Raw genomic sequence first — 25103 nt, forward strand, 5'->3', positions numbered from 1 at the left:
ACGCCCGATGATGAATACGTATGTAATCGGTTGTCGGCAGTTTCGGCTCAGGGTTAACATGCCTTGGTGTTTAATTTCATGTGTAACTCCTATGAAATTGGCCAGGTCGATGCTCACCTTATCAGGCACTGAAGGCATGAAAGGCGAGCACTAGAGTCTCTATCTACTCATCAGGGCTTAAGCCTAGTGATTAAGCCTAGAGAAGTAGAACCCTAGCTTTTGGCGAATACCCGTTTGAGGGAAGCGTGTATTCGCCCCTTTTTTCACTCGACCGACTTCCATAAAATAGTGATCGCGCCCCTTTAGCCCCGCGCGACGATAACAAATAATGATAAAGAGAAGCATCGGATGTCACACAACACCCTATCCGCCCAAGGCACCCCAAACGTCAAGCCCGCTTTAAGCTTCTGGCAGATCTTCAACATGTGTTTTGGTTTTCTGGGGATCCAGTTTGGCTTTGCCCTGCAAAATGCCAATGTCAGCCGTATCTTCCAGACCTTAGGCGCAGCGATCGATGACATCCCTATTCTCTGGATAGCGGCGCCGCTCACGGGACTGCTGGTGCAGCCTATCATCGGCTACATGAGTGACAACACCTGGGGCCGACTCGGTCGTCGCCGCCCCTACTTCCTCATTGGCGCTATCTTTACCACGCTGGCTATCTTCATCATGCCGCACTCACCGGTACTCTGGGTCGCCGCCGGTATGCTGTGGATCATGGACGCCTCGATCAATATCGCCATGGAGCCGTTTCGCGCCTTTGTCGGCGACAACCTGCCGAGTAAGCAGCGCCCACTGGGCTATGCCATGCAGAGCTTCTTCATCGGCGTCGGCGCCGTGGTCGCCTCGGCCTTGCCTTATCTGCTCACTAACTATTTCGATGTCGCCAATACGGCGCCAGAAGGCGAGATCGCCGATTCGGTGCGCTACGCCTTCTATTTTGGCGGCGCGGTGCTGCTACTGGCCGTTAGCTGGACAGTGTTTACCAGCAAAGAATACTCTCCCGAGGAGCTTTCGCGCTTCGAACAGGAAAGCAGCGAGCAAGTGACATTGCATCATGATCGCAGCTGGCAGGCCTATCAGAAAGGCGCCATTACCTGGGGCCTTATCGGCGCCCTGTTAATCGCGATCATCTACCTGCAGTCGCTCGACAAACAGCTTTACCTGCTGGCCATAGGCGTGTTTGCCTTCGGCCCGCTGCAATGGTTCTGCGCCAAGACCTTAAAACAGATCCGCGGCGAAGCGCGTCATCAGCAAGGCATGGTGTTCAGCGTCGTCGATTCACTATTCCATATGCCGAAGGCGATGCGCCAGCTGGCTGTGGTGCAGTTCTTCTCCTGGTTCGCCCTCTTCTCTATGTGGATCTACACCACGGCGGCGGTCACAGATCATCACTATGGCACCCAGGATGTGCTCTCAAAGGCCTATAACGATGGTGCCGACTGGGTCGGTATGCTGTTTGCCTCCTACAATGGCTTTGCCGCCGTGGCGGCGATATTCATCCCCCTGCTGGCCATGGCGGTTGGTCTCAAGGTGACTCACCTGATCAACCTATGCTGCGGCGGCATTGGCTTGATCAGCTTCTACTTTATTCAGGACCCCAACCTGTTATGGCTACCCATGATAGGGGTGGGTATCGCCTGGGCCTCTATCCTCTCTATCCCCTATGCGCTGCTCTCTAACGCCTTGCCTGCGGCCAAGATGGGCGTCTACATGGGGATCTTTAACTTCTTCATCGTGATCCCCCAGTTGTTGGCCGCCAGCGTACTGGGTGTGCTGCTCAATGCCTTCTTCGACGGCAAGCCGATCTTTGCCCTCATCCTGGGTGGCAGCTTTATGATCTTGGCCGGGATCAGTGTGCTGTTTGTCAGCAATCGAAACGAGCAAGACTAAATAGCAACAGGGCTTGAGACGGCGCTAGCCCCTGCGACAATACACAGACTTAAACGACACCCCTAATAAACGAATAATAAACAGATAATTAATGAGAGCCTTAACATGACGTCTAAGCCAGTACCTTTTACGCGCTCACTGCTTGCCCTCTCCCTGGGCGCCCTGCTTAGCGCCTGTGGCGGCGCCAAGAGCAACATCGACACAGCGCCAGCACAAACCGCCAGCATAGCAGCACAACAGATAACCGTTGCCCCTGGCGCACCCGGCGCCTCGCCCACCTGGGCTTTTTCCGGTAAGACGGGGATAGGCACCTCGTTTGAACCCTATGTGACCAACGAACAAGGTGCGGCCCAATACCTGAGCAACCAGGCCAATCCGGTCAGCCGGGTATGGTTCTCCCTGGCCCAAGGTATTCTTACCGAGACCATGTATGGCCTTATCCATAATGCCCAGCTCAAAGAGGCGCAGTTCATCATCAGTGGTAATGGCTTCGTCGACACCGAAAAAGACAATACCCTCACCAGCATAGATTACCTGCATAAGGATGCGGCGGGGCGTCCGTTGTCGCTCGCCTACAGGGTGATTAACAAAGATATCGAAGGCAAGTATCAGATAGAGAAGCACTTCTTTACCGACCCCGATCGCGACAGCCTGGTGATGCAGGTCTTCTTTACCGCCTTCGAGCCAGGGATCACCCCCTATCTCTATGTTAACCCTCACATCGACAACAGCGGCGCCAATGACATCGCCAGCATCGGCCAAGATGGCAACAGCCTCTATGCCAATACGGGCAATGAGGACTCGAGCGTGCTGACCGTGCGCGGTGACATTCCCTTTACAGCTGCCAGCGTGGGCTTCGTCGGCGAGTCTGACGGTCTTACGGATCTTAGGGCTAACGGCGAGCTGAACTGGCATTACACCACGACCAGTGGTGATACCCAGAGTATCGGCAACGTGGCCATGACCGCGGCATTGCCCACCCTTGAGGTCGGCAGTGTCGCTAAGCCAAGTCTGACCACGACCTTGGTGTTTGGCTTCGGTGCCGATAAGGCCAGCAGCGAGCAAAATGCCAAGACGACACTATCGGAAGGTTATGCCAAAGTGCTCGCCACCTATAATGGAGAAGGAGAGGCCATCGGCTGGCAAGACTATCTGCAGTCGCTCTCTAGCCTTAGCGCCATGACGGCCAATACCGCCGATGAGGGTAAGTTGCTCTATACCAGCGCCATGGTGCTCAAAGCCCAGGAAGACAAGACCCACGCCGGCGCCCTTATCGCCTCACTATCTAACCCCTGGGGCGACAGCGTCTCGGCCATTAAGGGCTCGACCGGCTACAAGGCGGTGTGGCCGCGAGATTTCTATCAATGTGCCATGGCATTTCTGGCCATGGGCGACACACAAACCCCTAAGGTCGCCTTCGAGTACCTCAAAAAAGTTCAGGTAACGGCAGCAACGCCAGGATACAGCGGCGTCCCGGGATGGTTCCTGCAGAAAACCCATGTCGATGGACAAATTGAATGGGTGGGCGTACAGCTCGATCAGACCGCCATGCCTATCATGCTCGGCTGGAAACTCTGGCAAGCCGGTGTACTGAGCGATACTGAAATAGAACACTGGTACCAGACCATGCTTAAAGCCGCGGCAGACTTTTTGGTGAGCGGCGGTGAGGTTAATCTCGACTGGAACCACACCCAAATCACACCGCTGAAGACACAACAGGAACGCTGGGAAGAGCAAGAGGGATACTCGCCTTCTACCGCAGCCGCCGTCATCACGGGCCTTATCACCGCCAGCGATATCGCCAAACAGACCGGCGACCTAACGTCGAGCGAAAAGTATCTGGCCAATGCCAAGACCATGGCTGAAAAGCTCGACTCACTCGTGGTGACCCACAAGGGACTGCTCAGCGCAGCCGATGCAACACAAGCCCCCTACTACCTGCGTCTTGCCCCCAATGGCACGCCCGACAGCGATGATAAGCTAGCCGATAATAATGGCCGCGACGGGCTTGATCAGCGCCAAGTATTGGATGCAGGTTTCCTGGAGTTGGTGCGCTACGGTGTGAAGAGCGCCAACGACAAGGCGGTAAATGACACCCTGGCGCTGGTGGATAACCAGGCCTTGGAGGATAACCTTAGGGTCAGGTATGAGTTTACCGCAAAAGATGGCACACAATTCCCCGGCTTTAGGCGCTACGGCAACGACGGCTATGGCGAAGATACCGATACCGGCGCCAACTATGCCGAGAATGGCAGCAACACCCCGGGACAACGTGGCAGAGTCTGGCCCTTCTTTACCGGTGAGCGCGCCCATTTCGAGTTAGCCAAGGCGATCGCCAACGGTACCCTAGATGAGACGAGCAAGGCGCAATTGGTACAAACCTATGTTAAGGGAATGGAAGCCTTCGCTAACGACGGCCTGATGCTCCCAGAGCAGGTGTGGGATGGCGTGGGTAACAAGACCCGCTTTAACTATCAGCTTGGACAAGGGACAAACTCGGCGACCCCACTTGCCTGGACCCATGCAGAATATGTGAAGATGATTCGCTCTGTCACAGAGGCTAAGGTATGGGATAGCTATGAGGATGTCACCAAAGCCCTTAATGACTAACGCGCTTATTAGATAACCCGTTAAGCGCAAAATACCCAACAGGGATTAAAGCCACAATATAAAGCCAGTCTTAGTGACTGGCTTTTTTAATGGGCGTTAGAGAATGAAACATGGACACATGATGTTGAATTTAGATGCCAGTCCTCATAAGCCCCCTCATAAACCCCGCCCCATCAGCCGCTCCCTACTACATTTTAGCGACAACCTGTTCACTGCTTGCTGCTTGCTGCTTGCTGCTTGCTAAATTAGCCCTAACCCAACAATCACCGCCAACAATGATCGCCGAAAGAAACGCTTATCAAACTTAATCCATTGCCATGGTACCAGGCCTGAAACACCCCTCGCCCACAATAGCTGTAACATGCCTGTGGTAGCCCAACACATCCCCATATAAAAAGATATAACGAATTTTCGGGTTATAACATCATGTTCTTTTTATGAGCGAAATCCGCACCGGCTATGGGTTTGCCCCCTATATTAGGGAAGACAGAGTGGGGAATTTCTCGCGATAAAGATGATATTTCAGCAAAATTGATAAAAATGAATAAAAAAATTTGAAAAGTATTGATATACTTCCCCCCGAATTTTAGAACGTAACTCCAATAGAGTAGAAAAATGACTGATTTATCAAAGTACAGAAACATTGGTATCTTCGCTCACGTTGATGCGGGTAAGACCACCACAACAGAGCGTATCCTAAAGCTAACCGGCAAGATTCATAAGCTGGGTGAAGTTCATGATGGTGAATCTACAACCGACTTCATGGAACAGGAAGCTGAGCGTGGTATTACCATTCAGTCTGCTGCTGTAAGTTGCTTCTGGAACGATCACCGTTTCAACGTCATCGACACCCCTGGCCACGTTGACTTCACAGTTGAAGTTTATCGTTCTCTAAAAGTACTAGACGGTGGTATCGGTGTATTCTGTGGTTCTGGTGGTGTTGAGCCACAATCAGAAACCAACTGGCGTTATGCAAACGAATCTGAAGTTGCGCGTATCATCTTCGTAAACAAGCTGGACCGTATGGGTGCAGACTTCTTGCGCGTTGTTAAGCAAACTAAAGACGTTCTTGCGGCTAACCCACTCGTTATGGTACTGCCTATCGGTATCGAAGATGAGTTCAAGGGCGTTGTCGATCTACTAACCCGTAAAGCATGGGTTTGGGACGAAACTGGACAAGCTGAAAACTACAGCATCGAAGATGTACCAGCTGACATGGTTGACATGGTTGAAGAATACCGTGAGCAACTGATCGAGTCTGCCGTTGAGATGGACGACGATCTGATGGAAGCTTACATGGAAGGTGAAGAGCCATCTATGGAAGACATCAAGCGTTGTATCCGTGAAGGTACTCGCACCATGCACTTCTTCCCAACATACTGTGGTTCTGCGTTCAAGAACAAAGGTATGCAGCTTCTTCTAGACGCGGTAGTTGATTACCTACCTGCTCCACAAGAAGTTGATCCACAGCCTCTGACTGACGAAGAAGGTAACGAAACTGGCGAACACGCTATCGTTGACGCCGATGCACCTCTGAAAGCTCTTGCGTTCAAGATCATGGATGACCGTTTCGGTGCCCTGACCTTCGTACGTATCTACTCAGGCCGCATCAACAAGGGTGACACCATCCTGAACTCTGCTACAGGTAAGACTGAGCGTATCGGTCGTATGTGTGAAATGCAGGCTGACGAGCGTAACGAACTTGAAACCGCACAAGCTGGTGACATCATCGCTATCGTGGGTATGAAGAACGTTCAAACTGGTCACACTCTGTGTGATGTTAAGCACCCATGTACACTTGAAGCCATGGTGTTCCCAGAGCCAGTTATCTCTATCGCCGTTGCTCCAAAAGACAAGGGCGGCAGCGAGAAGATGGGTATCGCTATCGGTAAGATGATCGCAGAAGATCCATCATTCCGCGTTGAAACTGACGAAGATTCAGGCGAAACCATCCTTAAGGGTATGGGTGAACTTCACCTAGACATTAAGGTTGACATCCTGAAGCGTACTTACGGCGTTGACCTAATCGTTGGTGAGCCACAAGTTGCATACCGTGAAACTATCACTCAAGAAGTTGCTGATAGCTACACTCACAAGAAGCAGTCTGGTGGTTCTGGTCAGTTCGGTAAGATCGACTACATCATCCGTCCTGGTGAGCAAAACTCTGGCTTTACCTTCAGCTCTTCAGTTGTTGGTGGTAACGTACCTAAAGAATTCTGGCCTGCTGTTGAGAAAGGTTTCGAGAGCATGATGCAGACTGGTACCGTTGCTGGCTTCCCAGTACTAGACGTTGAACTAGAACTGACTGACGGTGCTTTCCACGCAGTTGACTCGTCAGCTATCGCGTTCGAAATCGCAGCTAAAGGCGCATTCCGTCAATCTATGCCAAAAGCTGGCGCGCAACTTCTTGAGCCTATCATGAAGGTTGACGTATTCAGCCCAGAAGACAACGTAGGTGACGTAATTGGTGACCTTAACCGTCGTCGCGGCATGATCAAAGATCAGCAAGCTGGTGTGACTGGTGTTCGTATCAAGGCTGACGTACCGCTTTCAGAAATGTTCGGTTACATCGGTTCTCTACGTACAATGACTTCTGGTCGTGGTCAGTTCTCTATGGAGTTCTCACACTACTCAGCATGTCCTAACAGCGTATCTGAGAAAGTTATCGCTGAAGTTAAAGAAAGAGAAGCTAAGAAGTAATCTGACTTCTTAACGAAAGTTTCTTTACTAAAAACCCTAACAATGTATGTTGTTAGGGTTTTTTCTTTGGCCGAATTTCCCTCACAGGAGTCCTTATGTCCCAAGATGCCATAGTGGTATTGGATTTTGAAACCACAGGCCTCTCCCCCGCACAGGGCGATCGCGCCATCGAGATAGGTGCGGTAAAACTCCAGCAAGGCGTGGTGGTCGATAGGTTTCAGCAGCTGATGAATCCAGGCTTCGCCGTCAACAGTTTCATTGCTGGCTACACGGGGATCACCAATGAGATGCTCAGGCAGGCGCCAAGCTGTGAAACTGTCATGACAGATTTCGCCGCCTTTATCGATGGTTGCCAGCTAGTGGCGCACAACGCCAGTTTCGATCAGAAGTTTTTGGCCGCCGAGCTTGCACGCATCCATGTCCCGCAATCCCAGCCGTTTGCCTGTTCGCTATTGCTGGCGAGACGCCTGTTTCAGGACGCGCCCAATCATCAGCTGGGCACCTTAGTCAGTTATCTCGCGATCGAAAACGATGGCGTGTTTCACCGGGCGCTCAATGATGCCGAGGTGACAGCCTCGCTCTGGCTCGAGCTCACCGCCGCCGTCACGCAAAGATGGGCCTGTCCCGCCCCGAGTTTTGAGTTGATGCTCAAGCTGCAACGCCAGCCCAAGCATCAGTTAGAAAGGTTTATGAAAAAGCAGCTGGCCTAAAGGGCCTTGCCGCAGGATTCACGCTCTATCGGCTGGTGGGGATCAACTGATTACTCACCTCCTGCCCCTTGATCTGTTTCAGCAGACTCTCTACCAAGATCTCGCCCGCCAACTTAGTATTTTGCTTGATAGTCGTCAGCGGCGGGTTGGCAAAACTCGCGACGGGAATGTCATCATAACCGACGATGGCCACATCCTCGGGAACCTTGATCCCCTGCTCTTTTAGCGCCCGCATGGCGCCGATAGCAATGAGATCGCTCGCGGCAAAGATGGCATCGAAGGGGCGTTTCTGCGCCAGCAGTTGGCTGGCCGCCTCAAATCCCGAGCTTTCCGTGCTGATGGCATCCACCTGCAGCCCCTTCTGCAAGGGTACGCCCGCCGCCTTAAGCGCCTGTTGATGGCCCAGATAGCGCGCCTGAAATTCCGGGCTATGGCTGGAGGCATCGCCGAGAAACGCGATATGACGACGCCCCTTAGCCAGCAGATGTTCTGTGGCAAGCACGCCTCCCTGACGATTGTCACAGCCAATGGAGAGCACAGAAGATTTGTGCTGCGCCGGCCCCCAGATCACCAGATGGGTATTTTGCGCCGCCAGTTTATTCAGCTTCTCCTCGTAATCCATGTAATCGCCATAACCGAGCAGAATAATGCCATCTGCCTTATTACTGTCTTCATAGTCGGCGTGCCAGTCGCTGCTAAGCTGCTGAAAGGATACCAGGAGATCATAGCCCTGCTGCGCCGTTGCCCGGGTGATAGAGCCCAGCATGGAGAGGAAGAAGGGGTTGATCAACGAATCGTCATTGGTGGGATCTTCACACAATAACAGCGCCAGGGTCAGACTGCTTTGGGTGCGCAGGTTGCTGGCGTTTTTATCGACCTTATAATTAAGTTCCTTGGCGATGGCCTGAACTCTCAAGCGCGTCTCTTCATTGACGAGCGGGCTGTTTCGCAACGCGCGTGATACCGTGGATTGCGACACCCCGGCGCGGTAAGCGATATCGATAGAGGTAGCTTTCGTTGTCATAATTATGGGCGACCTTGTTATACACGAACAGGGCGAGCCAGCGCCCGCCCCTTAAGGAACACGATTATATCCCAAGCTCCTTCATCAGATCATCTGAATCATCCACCACGACGGCACTATTGACCGCCGCAGACCAAGATGGGTCCGCCGCCTGACTGCCCTGGCCGTGCTGAGCCAGCAAGGCATCGGGATCGTCTTCTTCGTGTTCGAACTCTGCCAGCTTGATAAACTCCGTCTTATCCATGGCGTATTCGAGATAGAAGATATGGTTTCTGGCAGTCTTGAAGGCGACACGGCGCGCCACCGCCTCATCTAAGTTGGTGTCGATCGAGATGGTCAGTTCCTTATTAATAGTCAGCATCTTAGGCTGGCTCTGATTAATAGAGGTCTGCAGTTCCTTGTTTACCTTGACGATAAAATCACCCAAGATCTGGTTCATCAACTCGCCCATCACGTCCCCCACCTCATCCGAGGTGTGAGAGAAGGCCAGCTCTGATTCGGGCATGCCCATCTGCTTCATATAGGCCTGATAAATCTCCACCGCCGCCGGCGCCGAGAAGTTGATCACCACCAGGCCCGAAAATCCGCCATCGAAGATGGAAAAACAGCCCAGATCTGGCTTGAGGCAGGTCTTGGTGATGCTCTGCACCATGGCCGCATGGCTCACCTGGCTGGCCGTGGTACTCGAGAGCACATGGCACACCGAATGGCAGAGTTTAAGAAGAATATCGTCGGAACTGATCACTTGCGAGGTCATAGTTTCATCACATGTCAAAAAAGAGTCATACTCCATTCTGCGCGCTATTTCGATAAAAATCAAAATCAAAACAGGGGATTAGTTAATTCTCATTCAGTGGCTAAATGTCGAGCAGATTTGACGTTAGCAAACTCAGTAATCATCACGCCCACCTAACCTAGCAAAACCCTGGGTAAGACGCCGTTAGCTGCCTCACAGTACATAAAAGATTCATTGTTCGATTGCGTAAAAATGCCAAAACGATCCATCGCCAACGTGAGCCAGTTCAATTAATTAACAATAAACAGTCAATCGATTGACTATTCGTTATAACCGCATTCTCAGGCAACACGTTAGCCTGTATATTAGCGGCATTTAACCGGGCTATTAAGGACATAACATGCTTGCGATCCTCAGAAGGTTCACCATTCTTCAACGCCTCATTTTTATGCTGGTGCTTGCCGCCATCGGCACCTTTGTCTTCGCCAGTTTTTCGATCAACGAGCAGCGCAACAGCCTGATTAAGCAGAAGTGGCTACAAAACGATGCGCAGTTATCCACCCTACTCAGCATCGTCGACACACATTATCGCCAGACCCAGCAGAATAAATTGACGCCGGAAGACGCCAAACGAGAGGCGGCAAATCTGGTCAATCAGATCCAATATGGCGAGAGTGGCTTCTTCCTGCTGTTTGACCGAGACCACACACTGCTGGCCAACGGCGCCGCCCCGGAAAAGCTTGGCATCAAGCCCTCAGCCCTGACCAGTCAAATGGGCGGCAATGGCCTAGACAAGTTGCTCGATAACGCAGCAGCGTCCGGTATTGCCAAGGCACACATGGAGATGAGAAATCCCCTTACCGGTGAGCGTGAAGAAGCCTTGATGGAAGCCCGCACCTTCCCGGCCTGGCAGTGGACGCTGGTGACCACCTCTTACATGAGTGACGTCAACGACACCACCATCAGCGTGATGTACAACTACCTCGGCATCATGCTGCTTATTTCCGTGCCTATCTTCGCCTTCTTCTTAGTCCTCAATCACTCCATCAGTTCACCCCTCAACCAGGCGATCGATGCGATGAAAGATATTGCCGAAGGCGAAGGCGATCTCACCAAACGTCTACCGACTAAAGGTAAAGATGAAGTGGTGGCCCTCGCCATCGCCTTTAACAACTTCGTAGGTAAGATCAACAAGATGGTTGCCGATCTCCAGCCGGTGGGACAAGATCTTAACCAAGATGCCGATCGCCTGTTCAATGCCGTCGCCGAGTCCAACGCCAGCGTAGATCATCTGCACCAGGAAACCAGCAGCGTCGCCACCGCCATCAATCAGATGCTATCGACCACCCATGAGATGGCCAGCAGCACTCAGCAGGCGGCAGATGCGGCCAACAGCGTCAAGCAGCAGGCCCAGGACAGCAAGCAGCAGATGGATGGCACGGTAGAGAACACCCATAAGTTGGTGCAGGAACTGAAGAACGCCGAGAGCATCACCCAACATCTTGGGGTCTCCTCCGAGCAGATTGGCAGCATCCTGGATGTGATCCGCGGTATCGCCGATCAAACCAACCTGCTTGCGCTTAATGCCGCCATCGAGGCTGCCCGCGCCGGTGCTCATGGCCGTGGTTTCGCCGTGGTTGCCGACGAGGTCAGAGCCCTGGCTAACCGCACCCAGGACTCCACCAATGAGATCCAGAAGATCATCACAGACATTCAAAATGGCGTGACCAATGTGATGCACAGCAACAGCGATACCCAGAGTCAGTCGGTAGAGCTGCAGCAACAGGCCCAGGCCGTGGGCGATTCACTCAATACTATCTTGGAGCTGATCGCTCATATCAGCGATATGAATACCCAGCTGGCCAGCGCCACCGAGGAGCAGTCTCTGGTTACCGAGGAGATCAACCGTAACATCTGTAGCATCACCGAACTCTCGGAGGTGTCGGTTAAGGCCAATGAGAGTAACCGTATGGCCGCCGAGTCGCTGCGTCAGATAAGTCAGACCAGCGCCAAGATCTTAGGCCAGTTCAAGGTGTAAAACACAGATATTCAAACAGATAGCGAAACAGACAGGGAGCCAATTGGCTCCCTTCTTATTAACGCTCACAGAGCAAGACAAGAGCGATTCACACCCCTTACAAACACATAAAAAAATCCCCCGCCAAAGCTCGACAGCTGATATTAAAACTGTGATAAGCTTAACGACATCACATTTTTCTGCATCGGTGGGATCACATAACCATGGCCCGAATGACGTTAGCGGTTCATCCTCAGCTATACAGTATTCACAGCTTCAGCCCAGACAGTGAATTAGTACCCGAGGTGTTTCGTCAGCCCATGTTTTTTATCGGCAAGACCAAAGATGAACTCTCTGTGGTGGTGCCCGCCGAACTGCAACTCGACAGCCTCGAAGAGGAGAGCGACTGGCGCTGCCTCGAGGTCGTCGGTCCCCTAGGCTTCTCCATGACGGGGATCCTCGCCAGCGTCTCTGGCACCCTGGCCGAAGCCAAGATCAGCATCTTCGCCATCTCAACCTTCGATACCGATTATATTCTGGTGAAGAAGGATAAGCTGCAGCAAGCGATACAGGCGCTGAAGAAGACCAACTATCAGATCATTCATTATCAGGCCTAGCGCCAGAGCGTCATTTCCAAAGAGCGAGTGTTATGTACCAAAAGACAGTCACCATCATGGCCGAACACGGCATTCATACCCGGCCTGCGGCCCTGCTTGTTAAGGCAGCCAAGGCCTATGATTGTGACATCATAGTGGAATGTCAGGGCAAACAGGCCAGCGCCAAGAGCCTGTTCAAGCTGCAGACCTTGGGCCTGTATAAAGGCGTCGAGGTCAAGGTCAGCGCCGATGGCGAGCAGGCAAAACCGGCGGTGGATACCGTCGCCGAGCTGCTTATCACCTTAAGTTAACAGGAGTCAGGATGACGATTAGAGGCATAGCGGTAGCGGCGGGCATCGCCTTCGGACAGGCAAAAGTACTACGCAGCTACGAAAGTAAACTCGACTATCATCTCCTGCCTCCAGCCCAACTCGCCCGCGAGCAACAAAGACTCAATCGCGCCCTCAAGACCCTCATCAAACAGAGCCAGGCCTGCGCCGCCAAGCTCGACCCCGACTCCGACAACTATCAGCTGATCGAGGCCGATCTCCTGCTGTTAGAAGATGAGGAGCTACTGGCCGAACTCAGCGACACCATAGGCAAGCGCCAGTTTTCCGCGGCCCTGGCGGTGGAGCACAGCTTCGCCAAACAGGCACAGGCGATGCAGGAGGCCGACTCGCCCTACCTGGCTCGGCGCGCCGAAGATGTATTAAGCCTGGGCCAGCGGCTGATCCGTACCCTGCTCACCGGCCACTGCGATAACCTCAGCCGCCTACCGGAAAACGCCATCGTACTGGCCAAAGATATCACCCCGGCTGAGTTCGCCACCCTGCCCCTGGAGCGCGTCAGCGCCCTGGTACTGCAAACCGGCGGCGTAACCAGCCATACGGCGATTCTGGCCCGCAGCGCAGGCATTCCCACCCTGATGAGCTGCCCTTGGCATACCCTAGAGGTATCAGATGACATGGCGCTAGCCGTAGATGCCATTAACGGCGAGCTCTATGTTGAGCCTGATGCGGCGCAAATAAGCGATCTCAACGCCCAGAAACAACAGGCTGACGAACGCAAGTCGGCACTGCAGGCCTTGAAGGGCAAAGTAACTCAGACAAAGGATGGCCGCACCATTCCCCTGCTGGCCAACGTGGGCTGCATCAGCGAAATCAATCATCTGGCCGACGTGGGCGCCGAGGGGGTTGGCCTGTTTCGCACCGAGTTCTTGTTCATGAACAACCATGAACTGCCGGACGAAAACCGCCAGTATCAACTCTACTGTGATGCCCTGCAACTGTTAGATGGCAAGCCTCTTACCATTCGCAGCATGGATCTTGGCGCCGACAAGGAAGTGCCTAGTCTCGCCATGGACGTTGAGGAAAACCCGGCACTGGGGCTCAGAGGGGTGAGATACACGCTTGCCCACCCAGAGCTGTTTAGCGCCCAACTCAGGGCGATCCTCAGGGCCGCTAACCATGGTCCCATCCGCCTCATGTTCCCCATGGTCAATCAGGTAGAGGAGCTCGAAGCCGTGCTAGCGCTGCTGGAAAGCTGTAAGCAGGAGCTGGTCGAGGCCGAGAAAGGCTTTGGCGAACTCGAGCTTGGCATAGTGGTTGAAACCCCGGCGGCGGTGTTTAACCTCGACTCCATGCTGCCCCTGCTGGATTTTGTCAGCATAGGCACTAACGATTTGACCCAATATACCATGGCCGCCGATCGCGCTAATCCGCTGCTGATCGATCAATACCCCGTGCTCTCGCCGGTGATCATCCGCCTGATCGCCCAGATCATAGAGAAGGCCAAGGCCGCCAAGGTGCGGGTCTCCATGTGCGGCGAGCTGGCCAGTAACCCCAATGCCGCCGCCTTATTGATTGGACTCGGACTGGAAGAATTTAGCGTCAACCTGGCCTCGCTCCTCGAGGTAAAACAGGCCCTCAGTCGTTGGTCTTACCCAGATTGTGTCGAACTTGCGCGCAAAGCCTTGCAAGTTTCACGCATCGATGCGTTAAATCAATTATTAACACACTGTCACTCTTGATATTTTTTGAGTATGCTAGGCATAATTCATCACGACACATCAGCGTGCTAACACAGGGGCAAATTAATGGGATTTTTGAGCCGCATAAGACGTTTAATTTCTGGTCAGCCACCCATCACGGGCGGCATTGATGTTTATGCGCCAGTGTCGGGCGAGATCGTGGCAATCGAGAAAGTGCCGGATGTGGTCTTTGCCGAGAAGATAGTCGGCGACGGCATCGCGATAGCCCCAAAAGGAAAGCAGATAGTCGCGCCGGTCGATGGCACCATAGGCAAGATCTTCGAAACCAACCACGCCTTTAGCATAGAGTCGCCCCAAGGCCTCGAGCTGTTCGTGCATTTCGGTGTCGGTACGGTCGAACTGAGGGGCAACGGCTTCACCCGCCTGGCCGAAGAGGGCCAGCAGGTCAAGGCCGGCGATCCCATACTCGAGTTCGATCTCGACTATCTTAAGGAGCATGTAGAGAGCCTACTCACCCCCGTGGTGCTGGCCAACATGGAAGATATTCAGGGGCTCGACAAGCGCCACGGCAGTATCGAAGCCGGGAAAGACGTGATCTTCTCAGTTCAGCTCTAACGCGCACTATCGCCCGGCGCATTCAGTGCCGGGTTGTCTTAACTCACTTCAGCAACTCGTTAACCCTTAGCCTAAGACTCACCATCAGCTGAGTGATTTTTTTTCAAACAGACACTTGCCCTGTGCTTATCCCTTGAGGCGAGCTCGACTCGGTGCCACAATGAGCAGCAAGTAGAAGTGGTCGCCAGCGAAGCGGCTAAAGTATTACAAAGGCCCTAATTTACAGAAGCACTCACGTTATCATAAAAGCGCTAAACGGCCTTTGCCCCACATGGAGAATCAAATTTTGACCCTATACGGTATTAAGAATTGCGACACAGTCAAGAAAGCGCTCAAGTGGCTAGACGCCAACCAACAAGCAGTGACCTTTCACGACTTTCGCGTCGACGGCCTCACCGAGGAACACCTTAACGCCTGGGTCGAGCAAGTCGGCTGGGAAAGCCTGTTTAATAAACGCAGCACCAGTTTTCGCAATCTGAGCGATGACGAAAAGGCCGATATCGGCAAAGAAAAGGCTATCGCCCTCATGCTCACCTATCCCACCCTGATCAAACGCCCCGTGCTGGATCATCAGGGACAGGTAAGTGTTGGCTTCAAGCCCGCTCAATACGAGGAGATCTTCAGCCGATGAGCCAGGAAGTCCTCACACTGGCACAGGATCTGATTGCCAGAGCCTCGGTCACCCCGCTAGACGAAGGTTGTCAGCCGCTGATGGCCGATCGCCTCAAGGCCAAGGGGTTTAATATCGAATCTATGGTATTTGAAGATACCACCAACATGTGGGCGCGGCGCGGCTCAGAAGGTCCGCTATTCTGCTTTGCTGGCCATACAGATGTGGTGCCGGTTGGCGATCTCAACCGTTGGCACACACCACCCTTCGAGCCTGTGGTGATCGACGGCTATCTTCACGGACGCGGCGCCGCCGACATGAAGGGTTCGCTCGCCGCCATGGTAGTTGCCACCGAGCGATTCGTCGACAAGCATCCTGATCATAAGGGCTCTATCGCCTTTCTGATCACCAGCGACGAGGAAGGCCCCTTCATCAACGGCACCACCCGGGTAATCGACACCCTTGAGGCCCGAAGCGAGAAGATCACCTGGTCACTGGTTGGCGAGCCCTCCTCTACCCATAAGCTAGGGGATATCGTCAAGAACGGTCGCCGGGGCAGCCTCACGGGTAACCTCACCGTCAAAGGCATTCAGGGCCATGTTGCCTACCCACATCTAGCCGACAACCCCATCCACAAGGCGGCGCCTGCGCTCGATGAGCTGGCACGCATGAAGTGGGATAACGGTAACGAATTCTTCCCGCCCACCAGTTTTCAAATCGCCAATATCAATGGCGGCACGGGCGCCTCAAACGTGATCCCGGGCAGCCTGGAGGTGATGTTTAACTTCCGTTACTCCACCGAAGTTACCGCCGAGATCTTAATTCAGCGGGTACTCAATATTCTTGACGCCCACGGGCTCGACTATGAGATCAGCTGGATCTTCAACGGCCTGCCGTTTCTCACCGATGAGGGCCCGCTGCTGGATGCCACCCGCGAGGCGATCCATGAGATCACCGGCACAGAGACAGACCCGCAAACCTCTGGCGGCACCTCGGATGGCCGTTTCATCGCCCCGACTGGCGCCCAGGTGATCGAGCTTGGTCCGGTTAACGCCACCATTCACAAGGTCAATGAGTGCGTCAAGGTCGAGGATATCGAGCAGCTCGCCAAGGTGTATGAACGTATCCTGGAAAAGCTGCTGTGCTAGAACCGGCAATCTATGGTTTTGATGAGCCAACACTCGTGGATCACCAGGGCCACAGGCTGGCCCCCGAGTGCGCCGCGCAGCTTAGCAAGATGCAAGGCGCCGCCGCCAGCGATGGTATTAACATCGCCATCTGCTCCAGCTATCGTGATTTCAATCGCCAACTCGGGATATGGAATGCCAAGGCGAACGGTAAGCGGCCGGTATTGGACGCGGCGTCTCGGCCAATGGACATCGAGACGTTAAGTGACAATGAGCTGCTAGATGCCATACTGCGCTGGTCGGCATTGCCCGGCATGTCACGCCATCATTGGGGCACAGATCTGGATCTGTTCGACGCAAACGCCATCAGCCAAGCATCCCTCGAGCTTATCGACAGCGAGTATCAGCTAGGTGGTCCCTGTCATGGGCTGCATCAGTGGCTAGTGGCACACGCGGCTGACTTTGGTTTCTACTTTCCCTATCAGGCAGGTCTCAGCGGCGTCAGCCCAGAGCCTTGGCACCTGAGTTATTACCCACTGGCCGATAGCCATCTGGCCAGCTTCGATAGCCAGGCATTAAAGGCTCGGCTCGAGCAGGCGGATATCGCGCTCAAGGCCCCTATTCTCGCCCGGCTGGAGGCGCTGGTATCACGCTATGTTTACTTCGTTGCCCCTTCGCCCAACGGGCAGGTTAACCCAATTATCAATGAGTGATCTCACATGAACCTCGACAGTTTTCGTCACAGTTTCAATCTCAACGGCCACCAGATGAGCTATCTGGATGTCGGCCAGGGCCCAGTGTTACTGCTGGGCCACAGCTACCTCTGGGACAGCGCCATGTGGGCGCCGCAAATCGCCCACCTCAGCCAGCATTACCGCTGCATAGTGCCGGAGCTCTGGGGCCATGGTCAGTCAGATCTGCTACCAAGTGATTGCCGTTCACTCAAACATCTCGCCGAGCATTATCTGGCGCTGATGGACAGCCTGGAAGTGGATGAATTCTCGATACTAGGGTTATCCGTTGGTGGCATGTGGGGCGCAGAGTTAACCCTGTTGGCGCCGCGCCGCGTGAAAACGCTGGTGATGATGGGCTGTTTCCTCGGCTTCGAACCCGAAGTCAGCCGCGCCAAATACTACGCCATGCTCGATGCCATGATGGCCGCCGGGCAGTTACCGCCGCCGCTGATCGACCAGATAGCGCCGCTATTCTTTGCCGATGAGGTCGAACAAAAACAAGCTGATCTCATCGCCGCCTTTAAGGCCTCACTCGCGAACCTGGCGCCAGAGCGGCTGGAGAGTATCTCTCGTCTCGGCCGCATCATCTTCGGGCGCCGTGACATCATGGAAGATGCCGCGCAGTTAACCCTGCCGACGCTGATCATGACAGGCACCCAGGACAAGCCCAGACCCGTGCTGGAGGGCTATCTGATGCATGATGCCATCGACGGCAGCGAGTTTTTGCATATTCCGGAGGCGGGCCATATCTCAACCCTGGAACAGAGTGAGTGGATCAATCAGCACCTGAGTGATTTTTTCGCCAAACATTTGAGCTAAGCCAGCAAAGAAACCCTGGCCTAGACTGAGTAGACCAGCAGGGCAAATCTTTGATGCTAGAATGCAGCCCTGCAAAAATCTTCTTCATCGACATGATGTTAACTAAATGAAACTACTTAAACCTTTGTTCGACAACAACCGCCGCTGGGCCAACCGCATCCTGGAAGAGAACCCTAAGTTCTTCGAGCAACTGGCCCAACAGCAAAATCCCGAGTATTTGTGGATTGGCTGCTCGGACAGCCGGGTACCGTCGAACCAGATCATCGATCTCATGCCCGGCGAGGTATTCGTACACAGGAACATCGCCAACATGGTGATCCATACGGATCTCAACTGCCTCTCAGTGCTGCAATATGCCGTCGAGGTGCTCAAGGTGAAACATATCATGGTGGTGGGCCATTACGGCTGCGGCGGTATCAAGGCCTCCATGGGTAAGGAGCGCCTGGGACTGATCGACAACTGGCTGGGGCATATTCGCGACATCCATCGTCTGCACGCCAAGGAACTCGCCGAACTTGATGACAAGACCCGCTTCGATCGCCTGTGTGAGCTCAACGTCATCGAACAGGTGGGCAATGTTGCCAGTACCACCATAGTGCAAGATGCCTGGGAGCGTGGCCATAAGGTGGCGGTGCACGGCTGGATCTACAGCGTCGACAACGGCCTGCTGTCGGATCTCGACGTTACCGTAGACATAGATACCTTTCGCAGCAGATAGCTGCCAGACACATCACCTCCCCTTTAAGGCGAGCCACAGCGCGCATGATGGTCAAATCATGCGCTATCGCCAGCCCCCCTCGCGTAAAAGCAAAAAAAAGCCTCCTATTTCAGTAAATATTCCTTAATAAACATCGCAGTTTTACACCCATCGCGTTTATAATTCGCATTGATTTATTTTTCGCGCCGCGGGCGCAGCGAATGCTAAGGAACTATTCCATGCCTGGTTTTGAATTATTTGGTCCTGAAGAGAAACAGGAAGTTGCTGACGTAATGGAAAACGGTTTTACCTTCCGTTACAACTTTGATCACATGCGTAATGACCGCTGGAAGACGCGTGAGATGGAGCAACTGCTCTGTGAGAAGATGAATGTCAAACACGCCCACCTGCTCTCGAGCGGTACCGCTGCACTGCAAACCGCGCTAGCCGCCGCAGGCATTGGCGCAGGCGATGAAGTGATCGTTCCTCCATTTACCTTCGTGGCCTCTGTCGAAGCCGTGTTCATGGCTGGCGCCGTACCGGTATTTGCCGAGATCGACGAGACACTATGTCTGTCACCGGAAGGCATTGAAGCGGCTATCACGCCACGCACCAAGGCCGTTAACCTAGTCCACATGTGTGGCTCTATGGCTAAGATGGATGAGATCAAGGCTGTCTGTGAAAAGCACAACCTGGTGCTACTGGAAGATGCCTGTCAGGCCATCGGCGGTAGCTACAAGGGTCAAGCCCTGGGGACTATCGGCCATGTAGGCTGCTACTCATTTGACTCTGTTAAGACCATCACCTGTGGCGAAGGCGGCGCGGTGATCACCAATGATGAGACCATCTATAACCACGCCCATATGTTCTCTGACCATGGCCATGACCATGTCGGCAACGATCGCGGCGCAGAAAGCCACCCTATCATGGGCCTGAACTTCCGCATCTCTGAGATGAACTCGGCGCTAGGTCTGGCGCAGCTTCGCAAGCTAGATACCATCATCGACATTCAGCGCAAGAACAAGAAACTCCTGAAAGACGCCATGGCAGAGCTGCCAGAGGTAAGCTTCCGTGAGATCCCAGATCCTGAAGGCGACTCAGCCGGTTTCCTAAGCTTTATGCTGCCGACCGAGGAGCGTACTCTGGAGATCAACAAGAAACTGGCCGAAAACGGCGTCGATGGCTGCTTCTACTGGTATGTAAACAACTGGCACTACCTGTCAAACTGGAAGCACATTCAAGAGCTTAAATCACCAGCCGCTCTGCCGATCACATTAATTGAAGACAAACCTGACTATACTCAGGTGTCTGTGCCTAAGTCTGATGCCATCATGAGCTGCACCATTTCGATGCTGATCAAGCTCTCATGGACTGAAGAAGAGATCGCCCAGCGCATCGAGAACATCAAGCGTGCCTTTGCCGCTTAACTCTCGTCTCTCAAATTCCCGGTCGCAGCGCCTTGTTTGGCCCTGCGACGTTACTTTTTACACTAGATGTCTCAATGGAGAATGCTGTAATGAGTTTTAAAAATTTCAAATGCGTACCAAAAATGATCTTTGGTCGTGGTTCATTCGCGCAGCTCGATACCGTACTCGAGGAAGAGCGTAAGCAAGGCGAAGATTTCGTGGTCTTCCTGATCGATGATGTTCATCAGGATAAGCCACTGGCGCAGCGCGTACCCGCTAAGCCACAGGACTTAGTGATCTACGTTAACGTGGACGAAGAGCCTACCACCAAGCAGGTTGATGACCTCACCGAGCAGGTGCAAGCCTTTAACAGCAAGCTCCCCGTTAGCGTTATCGGTCTGGGCGGTGGTTCGACTATGGATCTGGCCAAGGCCGTTTCACTCATGCTCACCAACCCAGGTGGCAGCGCCATGTATCAGGGCTGGGATCTGATTAAGAACCCTGCGGTTCACCATATCGGTATCCCTACTGTGTCAGGTACCGGCGCCGAAGCTTCACGCACCGCCGTACTTTGCGGCCCGGTACGTAAGCTAGGTCTGAACTCTGATTACACAGTATTTGACCAGATCATCATGGACTCAGAGCTCATCGACGGCGTGCCGACAGATCAATGGTTCTACACGGGTATGGATTGCTACATCCACTGCGTCGAGTCACTACAAGGCACCTTCTTGAACGAATTTGCCAAGGCGTTCGCCGAGAAGTCGATGGACCTTTGCCGTGAAGTCTTCCTAGACGATCACCCAGAGAAAGACGACAAGCTGATGATGGCCTCATACATGGGTGGCATGAGCATCGCCTACAGCCAGGTAGGTGCCTGTCACGCCGTATCTTATGGCCTTGGCTACGTACTGGGCTACCACCATGGTATCGGTAACTGCCTGGCGTTCGACGTGCTGGAAGAGTTCTACCCTGAGGGCGTGGCCGAGTTCCGTCAGATGATGGATAAGCACAACATCACCCTGCCGAAGAACATCTGTAAAGACTTGCCAGATGAAACCATCGCTAAAATGGTCGCCGTCACCAAGAGCATGGGACCACTATGGGCCAACGTCTATGGCGAAGGTTGGGAAGAGAAAGTCACCGACGAAATGTTGACTAAACTGTTCCGTCGAATCTAACCTGTAAGCTCAAGGTGTAAGGGGCTCCGAGTGAGCCCCTTCTCTTATGCACTGCGGCACACTGTAACTGATAGGTATATCCAAATGAATGTGACTCTGTTAATCCCAGCACGCTATGGCTCGAGCCGTTTTCCGGGCAAGCCATTGGCGCCGATTAACGGTAAGCCGATGATCCAGCATGTTTATGAACGTGCGGCGCTGGCAAAAGGTTTAACCGCCATCTATGTGGCCACCGACGATCTGCGCATCAAGGAGGCGGTAGAAGCCTTTGGTGGCAAGGTGGTGATGACAGATGAGAAGGCGGCCTCCGGTACCGACAGAATCGAGGATGCTATCACTCAACTCGGTCTTGCAGACGAAGATCTGGTGATCAACCTACAGGGCGATCAGCCACTGATCGATCCTATCTCTATCGAGCAGATCATTACCCTGTTTGAGCGCCACCCAGGTGAATTCGGTATGGCGACCCTAGGTTATGAGATCACCGAAGAGCATGAGCTTGACGATCCCAAGCATGTCAAGATGGTGTTCGACAACCAGTATAATGCGCTGTACTTCTCGCGCGCCCGTATCCCCTTCGGCCGCGACACAAACGACTACCCGGTTTACAAACACCTGGGTGTCTACGCCTACACACGCGAGTTTGTCCGCACCTTCAATAAGCTGCCACTGGGCCGTTTAGAAGATCTCGAGAAGCTGGAGCAGCTTCGTGCACTGGAGCATGGCCATAGGATCAAAGTCGCCATCAGCGCCTTCGACTCGCCCGAGGTGGATACACCGGAAGATATCCGTATCTGCGAAGCCCGTCTGGCTGTCAACTAGCCGGTACTGAGCTAGCCTATCCAAAACTAGCAGATAAGAATTGAAAGCGAGGGAGAGAGCGGATGTCGAGTCTTGAAGTCTGGCTCATCATTATCTTGGTACTTGGGGTGATCGCCAGCAACCTGGCGGTGCTTAAGTACAGTAGCAAGTTTAAGATGACCCAATTTGGTAAGCCGCATCATAAACCCGATGCGAAAACTGCGCGCGGTGAGGCAGATCAAGATGCTGGCAAAGATAATAAGACTCCCATAGGTAATAGGACTCCCGAAGGCGATACTCCCATAGGCGATAAGCAGACGAGCAAGACTGACGACGCAGCCAAAGACCAGGATTAAGCGATCGCCAGGCGCCAACTTAGCTTTCGCCGTCATTCGCTGATAAGAGCAGCAGATAAGAGCTGCGAGTAAAAACTGCTATCAAAAGCTACAACGAGAAAAAGGCTTATCTAGGTAAGCCTTTTCTATGTGAAGGCCCCTCTGCTTATCAGGGCCTTCAATACTTTGACTATTGAAACAGATTTGCCCTGTGTCCCAAGGGCTCGGTGTCATCACGACTCAACACCAAGGTGTAGTTGCCGGTTTGATCGATCGCCATAGCGCCCGATTGATACACTAAGGTCAGGGTGCCATTCTCTTCCTTATGGACCAAGCTGATATCATAGTCCCCGCTCGGCAGGTTGATTTGCGCCAGCTCGGTAAAGCTCAAGTAAGTCAGCTTATAGACAGCCGTGTCAATCGTCTCGCCTGGGCGCACAAAGTAGAGGTCTAGGCTGTCAAAGCTGTCGATAAGATTTGCTACCGACAGGGTATGCTCGAAGGCATTTGGCCTGTGATCGTGGGCAACGGTCATCCCCAGGGTCTGACCGACGGCATTGTCAAAGATCACCAGTGTCTTACTCTCATCCTGATTAAATGTCACCAAGAGGTTGTTGGCCAGCAGCTCATTGGTGTCACTCGAGAAAACACTCACCCCATAATCGTTATAATCTATCGCCTTGAAATCACTCAGCGCATGGGGCGAGAGCCCTGGTAAGAGAACATTCTCGGCATCGCTACTCAGCTGCAGAGCGAGGGCGCTCTCTCGATTTAACGCGTTATAGACCCTAAATTCTGCATCGGCATCTTGGTTGACATAGGCAACCGGCGTCCCTGTCGAATCGACATTATCGACGATCAACTTAGGCTCTCCAGGGCCAAAACTATTATGAATGACTAGTTTGTTGACCGTTTCACTGGTCAATATCAGCGTACCCGTACGAAATACAGGTTCCGTCTGACCGGGTTCAGTCAGGTACAGCAAGTACTCTCCGGTATCTAGCATCAGGGCCTGGGTATGTTGCATATAACTTAAGTTACCCAGCAGCTGCGCCTCGTTAAAACTTTCACTCGCCTTAGTCAAATAGAGATCATAGGCGCCCTCGCCCATGGCAGCGTGTATTGCCAAGACCTGCATCTTGCTTTCGTCGCTATCGAGGTCACCATTGGCCTCATCCATCTCATCACGCTCATATCGAATGTCCAGGTATTCACTCTTCTCGTAATCGCCGACAAGCACCAATAGGCGGTTGTCACCTTCCTTGAGATCGAGTGTGAATTCATGAAGCTCTACACTGTCACCGTTGGCATCATAGCCACGAATGCTAGCGTCGGTTTCCCCTGTTGGATATTCATAGCGAGGCAAGGCGTCACTATAAGAAACGGCTGTATAGGCATATTCATCGAGTACCAGATGGCTCGCCACGCTATTTGGCGATGCATTATAAAACTGGATATAGGCAGGCTTATTTTCACTCGACTCGTCTGAACCACAGCCAGCGTTAACCAAGGCCAAACCCGCGAGCAGTGCCAACTTTAGATTGCATTTTTTAATCAACACATATTTCCTTAACAGATTAATTACAAAGGCCTTACCTATGACAAACTTTTTGCGTCAAGAAATGTCAACCAGGGTAATAGACTGAAAAGGAAAACTTGCCGAGTGTATGGTTTAAACGAGCATGATTAAGCCTTGTCGGATTAATTCTTATCGGAATAAGTCTCGTTGGATTAGCTACGTTCAGTTAGTTGTAATTGTTGGGCTGTGATTGATGGGCTGTAATTGATGGGCTGTATCGGATTGGCTTTGTCTGTTTTGGCTTTATCGCTGTTAGCTGTATCAGTTTTAGCCATGTCTCTTTCTCAGCAGCTTAATTGCATCAGTTGTACGGCAGAAATATGAATGCTCGCTTGCCCCATGGCCATAAGGGCAAATACGACGCATGTGGAAAACAAAAAGGCCAGCCCAGATTAGGGCTAGCCTTTTTTCGACATAAACCTTAAACAGGCAATCTTTAAATGAGACTTAAGCTAAGAGTTAAAATGAAAGTTAAGATGAGAGGCGCTGCACCCAGTCCTCGGGATCGGCGACGATAAACTGATAACGTTCACCATTGCTGAGGCTCACCTGGATCCCATCGGGCGTGATAGGCAGAATCCCAGCCCCCTTGCCCCAGCAGGTCTCCACTTTCACTATCTCATTCAAAGGCAGGTGGTATGGGCCGTAGAGGCAGTCTGAGCTGAAAGATTTAAAATCCAGCGCCTCGCGGCTCATGGTGAGTCGTCCATCGACTCGAATGGCATTCTTCTGCAGCGTGGCCGGTGCCGATTTGGGCTGGCGCTGCGCAGTCTCGATAGATAATGTCATCTGCATTACTCCCTGTTGCAAATTAAGTCATCGATTCACTCTACTACATCCATCCCGGCATGTTAATGAAACATTAGTGGTTAATGAACATTAATAACTACACCTGCATGGCAAGCTAGGATGACACAGGTCCT

At 52.9% G+C, this 25103-nt stretch carries 21 protein-coding genes and 1 pseudogene; 18 read left to right on the forward strand and 4 right to left on the reverse strand.

The annotated features are described in order from the left end of the window. Window positions 1-348: 348 nt before the first annotated feature. From DB48_RS16755 to DB48_RS16770, 4 genes are all read left to right on the forward strand, one after another. The gene (locus DB48_RS16755; protein WP_041511336.1) at window positions 349-1893 is read left to right on the forward strand and encodes an MFS transporter; all 1545 of its coding nucleotides are present in this window, start codon (window positions 349-351) and stop codon (window positions 1891-1893) included. A 105-nt stretch (window positions 1894-1998) separates the two neighbouring features. Next, a complete protein-coding gene (locus DB48_RS16760) occupies window positions 1999-4503 on the forward strand; it encodes a glycoside hydrolase family 15 protein (protein ID WP_041511337.1) in 2505 nt (834 codons plus the stop codon). 615 nt (window positions 4504-5118) lie between these two features. After that, window positions 5119-7203, forward strand: a complete 2085-nt coding sequence (fusA, locus tag DB48_RS16765; protein ID WP_041511338.1) for an elongation factor G — start codon at window positions 5119-5121, stop codon at window positions 7201-7203. A gap of 95 nt (window positions 7204-7298) precedes the next feature. After that, window positions 7299-7913, forward strand: coding sequence for a 3'-5' exonuclease (locus DB48_RS16770; RefSeq protein ID WP_041511339.1), 615 nt, complete (start codon window positions 7299-7301; stop codon window positions 7911-7913). On the opposite strand, the pseudogene DB48_RS16775 reads toward DB48_RS16770, so the two are convergent. Both DB48_RS16775 and DB48_RS16780 read right to left on the reverse strand, forming a co-directional pair. Beyond that, window positions 7910-8937 (reverse strand): annotated as a pseudogene (locus DB48_RS16775) (LacI family DNA-binding transcriptional regulator). The gene DB48_RS16770 and the pseudogene DB48_RS16775 overlap by 4 nt on opposite strands. Window positions 8938-9001: 64 nt before the next feature. Beyond that, entirely contained in the window at window positions 9002-9694 is a 693-nt protein-coding gene (locus tag DB48_RS16780) for a DUF3334 family protein (protein WP_041511341.1), read from the reverse strand. A gap of 379 nt (window positions 9695-10073) precedes the next feature. On the opposite strand from DB48_RS16780, the gene DB48_RS16785 reads away from it, so the two are divergent. The 14 genes from DB48_RS16785 (at window position 10074) to DB48_RS16850 (ending at window position 22622) form a co-directional block, all read left to right on the forward strand. Further along, on the forward strand, window positions 10074-11711 hold the full coding sequence (locus DB48_RS16785) for a methyl-accepting chemotaxis protein (RefSeq protein WP_041511342.1): 1638 nt from the start codon (window positions 10074-10076) through the stop codon (window positions 11709-11711). Window positions 11712-11914: 203 nt separating this feature from the next. Beyond that, the gene (locus DB48_RS16790) at window positions 11915-12307 is read left to right on the forward strand and encodes an ACT domain-containing protein (RefSeq protein ID WP_011865665.1); all 393 of its coding nucleotides are present in this window, start codon (window positions 11915-11917) and stop codon (window positions 12305-12307) included. Window positions 12308-12339: 32 nt separating this feature from the next. Then, on the forward strand, window positions 12340-12597 hold the full coding sequence (locus DB48_RS16795) for an HPr family phosphocarrier protein (protein WP_011865664.1): 258 nt from the start codon (window positions 12340-12342) through the stop codon (window positions 12595-12597). A gap of 11 nt (window positions 12598-12608) precedes the next feature. Then, on the forward strand, window positions 12609-14315 hold the full coding sequence (ptsP, locus tag DB48_RS16800) for a phosphoenolpyruvate--protein phosphotransferase (RefSeq protein WP_041511343.1): 1707 nt from the start codon (window positions 12609-12611) through the stop codon (window positions 14313-14315). 66 nt (window positions 14316-14381) lie between these two features. Continuing rightward, window positions 14382-14891: a PTS glucose transporter subunit IIA gene (gene crr, locus DB48_RS16805; RefSeq protein ID WP_041511344.1), complete on the forward strand. Its 510-nt coding sequence runs from the start codon at window positions 14382-14384 to the stop codon at window positions 14889-14891. A 271-nt stretch (window positions 14892-15162) separates the two neighbouring features. Beyond that, window positions 15163-15522 carry an ArsC family reductase gene (locus tag DB48_RS16810; RefSeq protein ID WP_052813839.1) on the forward strand — a complete coding sequence of 120 codons (360 nt, stop codon included), beginning with the start codon at window positions 15163-15165 and terminating at the stop codon, window positions 15520-15522. Further along, on the forward strand, window positions 15519-16649 hold the full coding sequence (gene dapE, locus DB48_RS16815; RefSeq protein WP_041511345.1) for a succinyl-diaminopimelate desuccinylase: 1131 nt from the start codon (window positions 15519-15521) through the stop codon (window positions 16647-16649). Before DB48_RS16810 ends, dapE begins: the two co-directional genes overlap by 4 nt. Beyond that, complete coding sequence (locus DB48_RS16820) at window positions 16643-17341, forward strand: M15 family metallopeptidase (protein WP_052813840.1); 699 nt, start codon at window positions 16643-16645, stop codon at window positions 17339-17341. Before dapE ends, DB48_RS16820 begins: the two co-directional genes overlap by 7 nt. A gap of 6 nt (window positions 17342-17347) precedes the next feature. Next, a complete protein-coding gene (locus DB48_RS16825; RefSeq protein WP_041511346.1) occupies window positions 17348-18181 on the forward strand; it encodes an alpha/beta fold hydrolase in 834 nt (277 codons plus the stop codon). A gap of 106 nt (window positions 18182-18287) precedes the next feature. Beyond that, window positions 18288-18899, forward strand: coding sequence for a carbonate dehydratase (gene can / locus DB48_RS16830; protein WP_041511347.1), 612 nt, complete (start codon window positions 18288-18290; stop codon window positions 18897-18899). Between the two features lie 218 nt (window positions 18900-19117). Beyond that, window positions 19118-20305 (forward strand): 8-amino-3,8-dideoxy-alpha-D-manno-octulosonate transaminase KdnA, encoded by a 1188-nt coding sequence (gene kdnA / locus DB48_RS16835; RefSeq protein WP_041511348.1) that lies wholly within the window; start codon window positions 19118-19120, stop codon window positions 20303-20305. Between the two features lie 89 nt (window positions 20306-20394). Further along, the gene (kdnB, locus tag DB48_RS16840; protein WP_041511349.1) at window positions 20395-21465 is read left to right on the forward strand and encodes a 3-deoxy-alpha-D-manno-octulosonate 8-oxidase KdnB; all 1071 of its coding nucleotides are present in this window, start codon (window positions 20395-20397) and stop codon (window positions 21463-21465) included. 84 nt (window positions 21466-21549) lie between these two features. After that, on the forward strand, window positions 21550-22287 hold the full coding sequence (kdsB, locus tag DB48_RS16845; protein ID WP_041511350.1) for an 8-amino-3,8-dideoxy-manno-octulosonate cytidylyltransferase KdsB: 738 nt from the start codon (window positions 21550-21552) through the stop codon (window positions 22285-22287). Window positions 22288-22349: 62 nt separating this feature from the next. Next, window positions 22350-22622, forward strand: a complete 273-nt coding sequence (locus tag DB48_RS16850) for a DUF2897 family protein (RefSeq protein WP_041511351.1) — start codon at window positions 22350-22352, stop codon at window positions 22620-22622. A 169-nt stretch (window positions 22623-22791) separates the two neighbouring features. On the opposite strand, the gene DB48_RS16855 is transcribed toward DB48_RS16850, so the two are convergent. Both DB48_RS16855 and DB48_RS16860 read right to left on the reverse strand, forming a co-directional pair. Further along, the gene (locus DB48_RS16855; RefSeq protein WP_041511352.1) at window positions 22792-24162 is read right to left on the reverse strand and encodes a DUF4397 domain-containing protein; all 1371 of its coding nucleotides are present in this window, start codon (window positions 24160-24162) and stop codon (window positions 22792-22794) included. A gap of 489 nt (window positions 24163-24651) precedes the next feature. Further along, complete coding sequence (locus tag DB48_RS16860; protein ID WP_052813849.1) at window positions 24652-24969, reverse strand: hypothetical protein; 318 nt, start codon at window positions 24967-24969, stop codon at window positions 24652-24654. Window positions 24970-25103: the final 134 nt, after the last annotated feature.

Origin of the sequence: Shewanella sp. cp20 (genome assembly GCF_000832025.1) — a bacterium.
Lineage (GTDB): Bacteria > Pseudomonadota > Gammaproteobacteria > Enterobacterales > Shewanellaceae > Shewanella.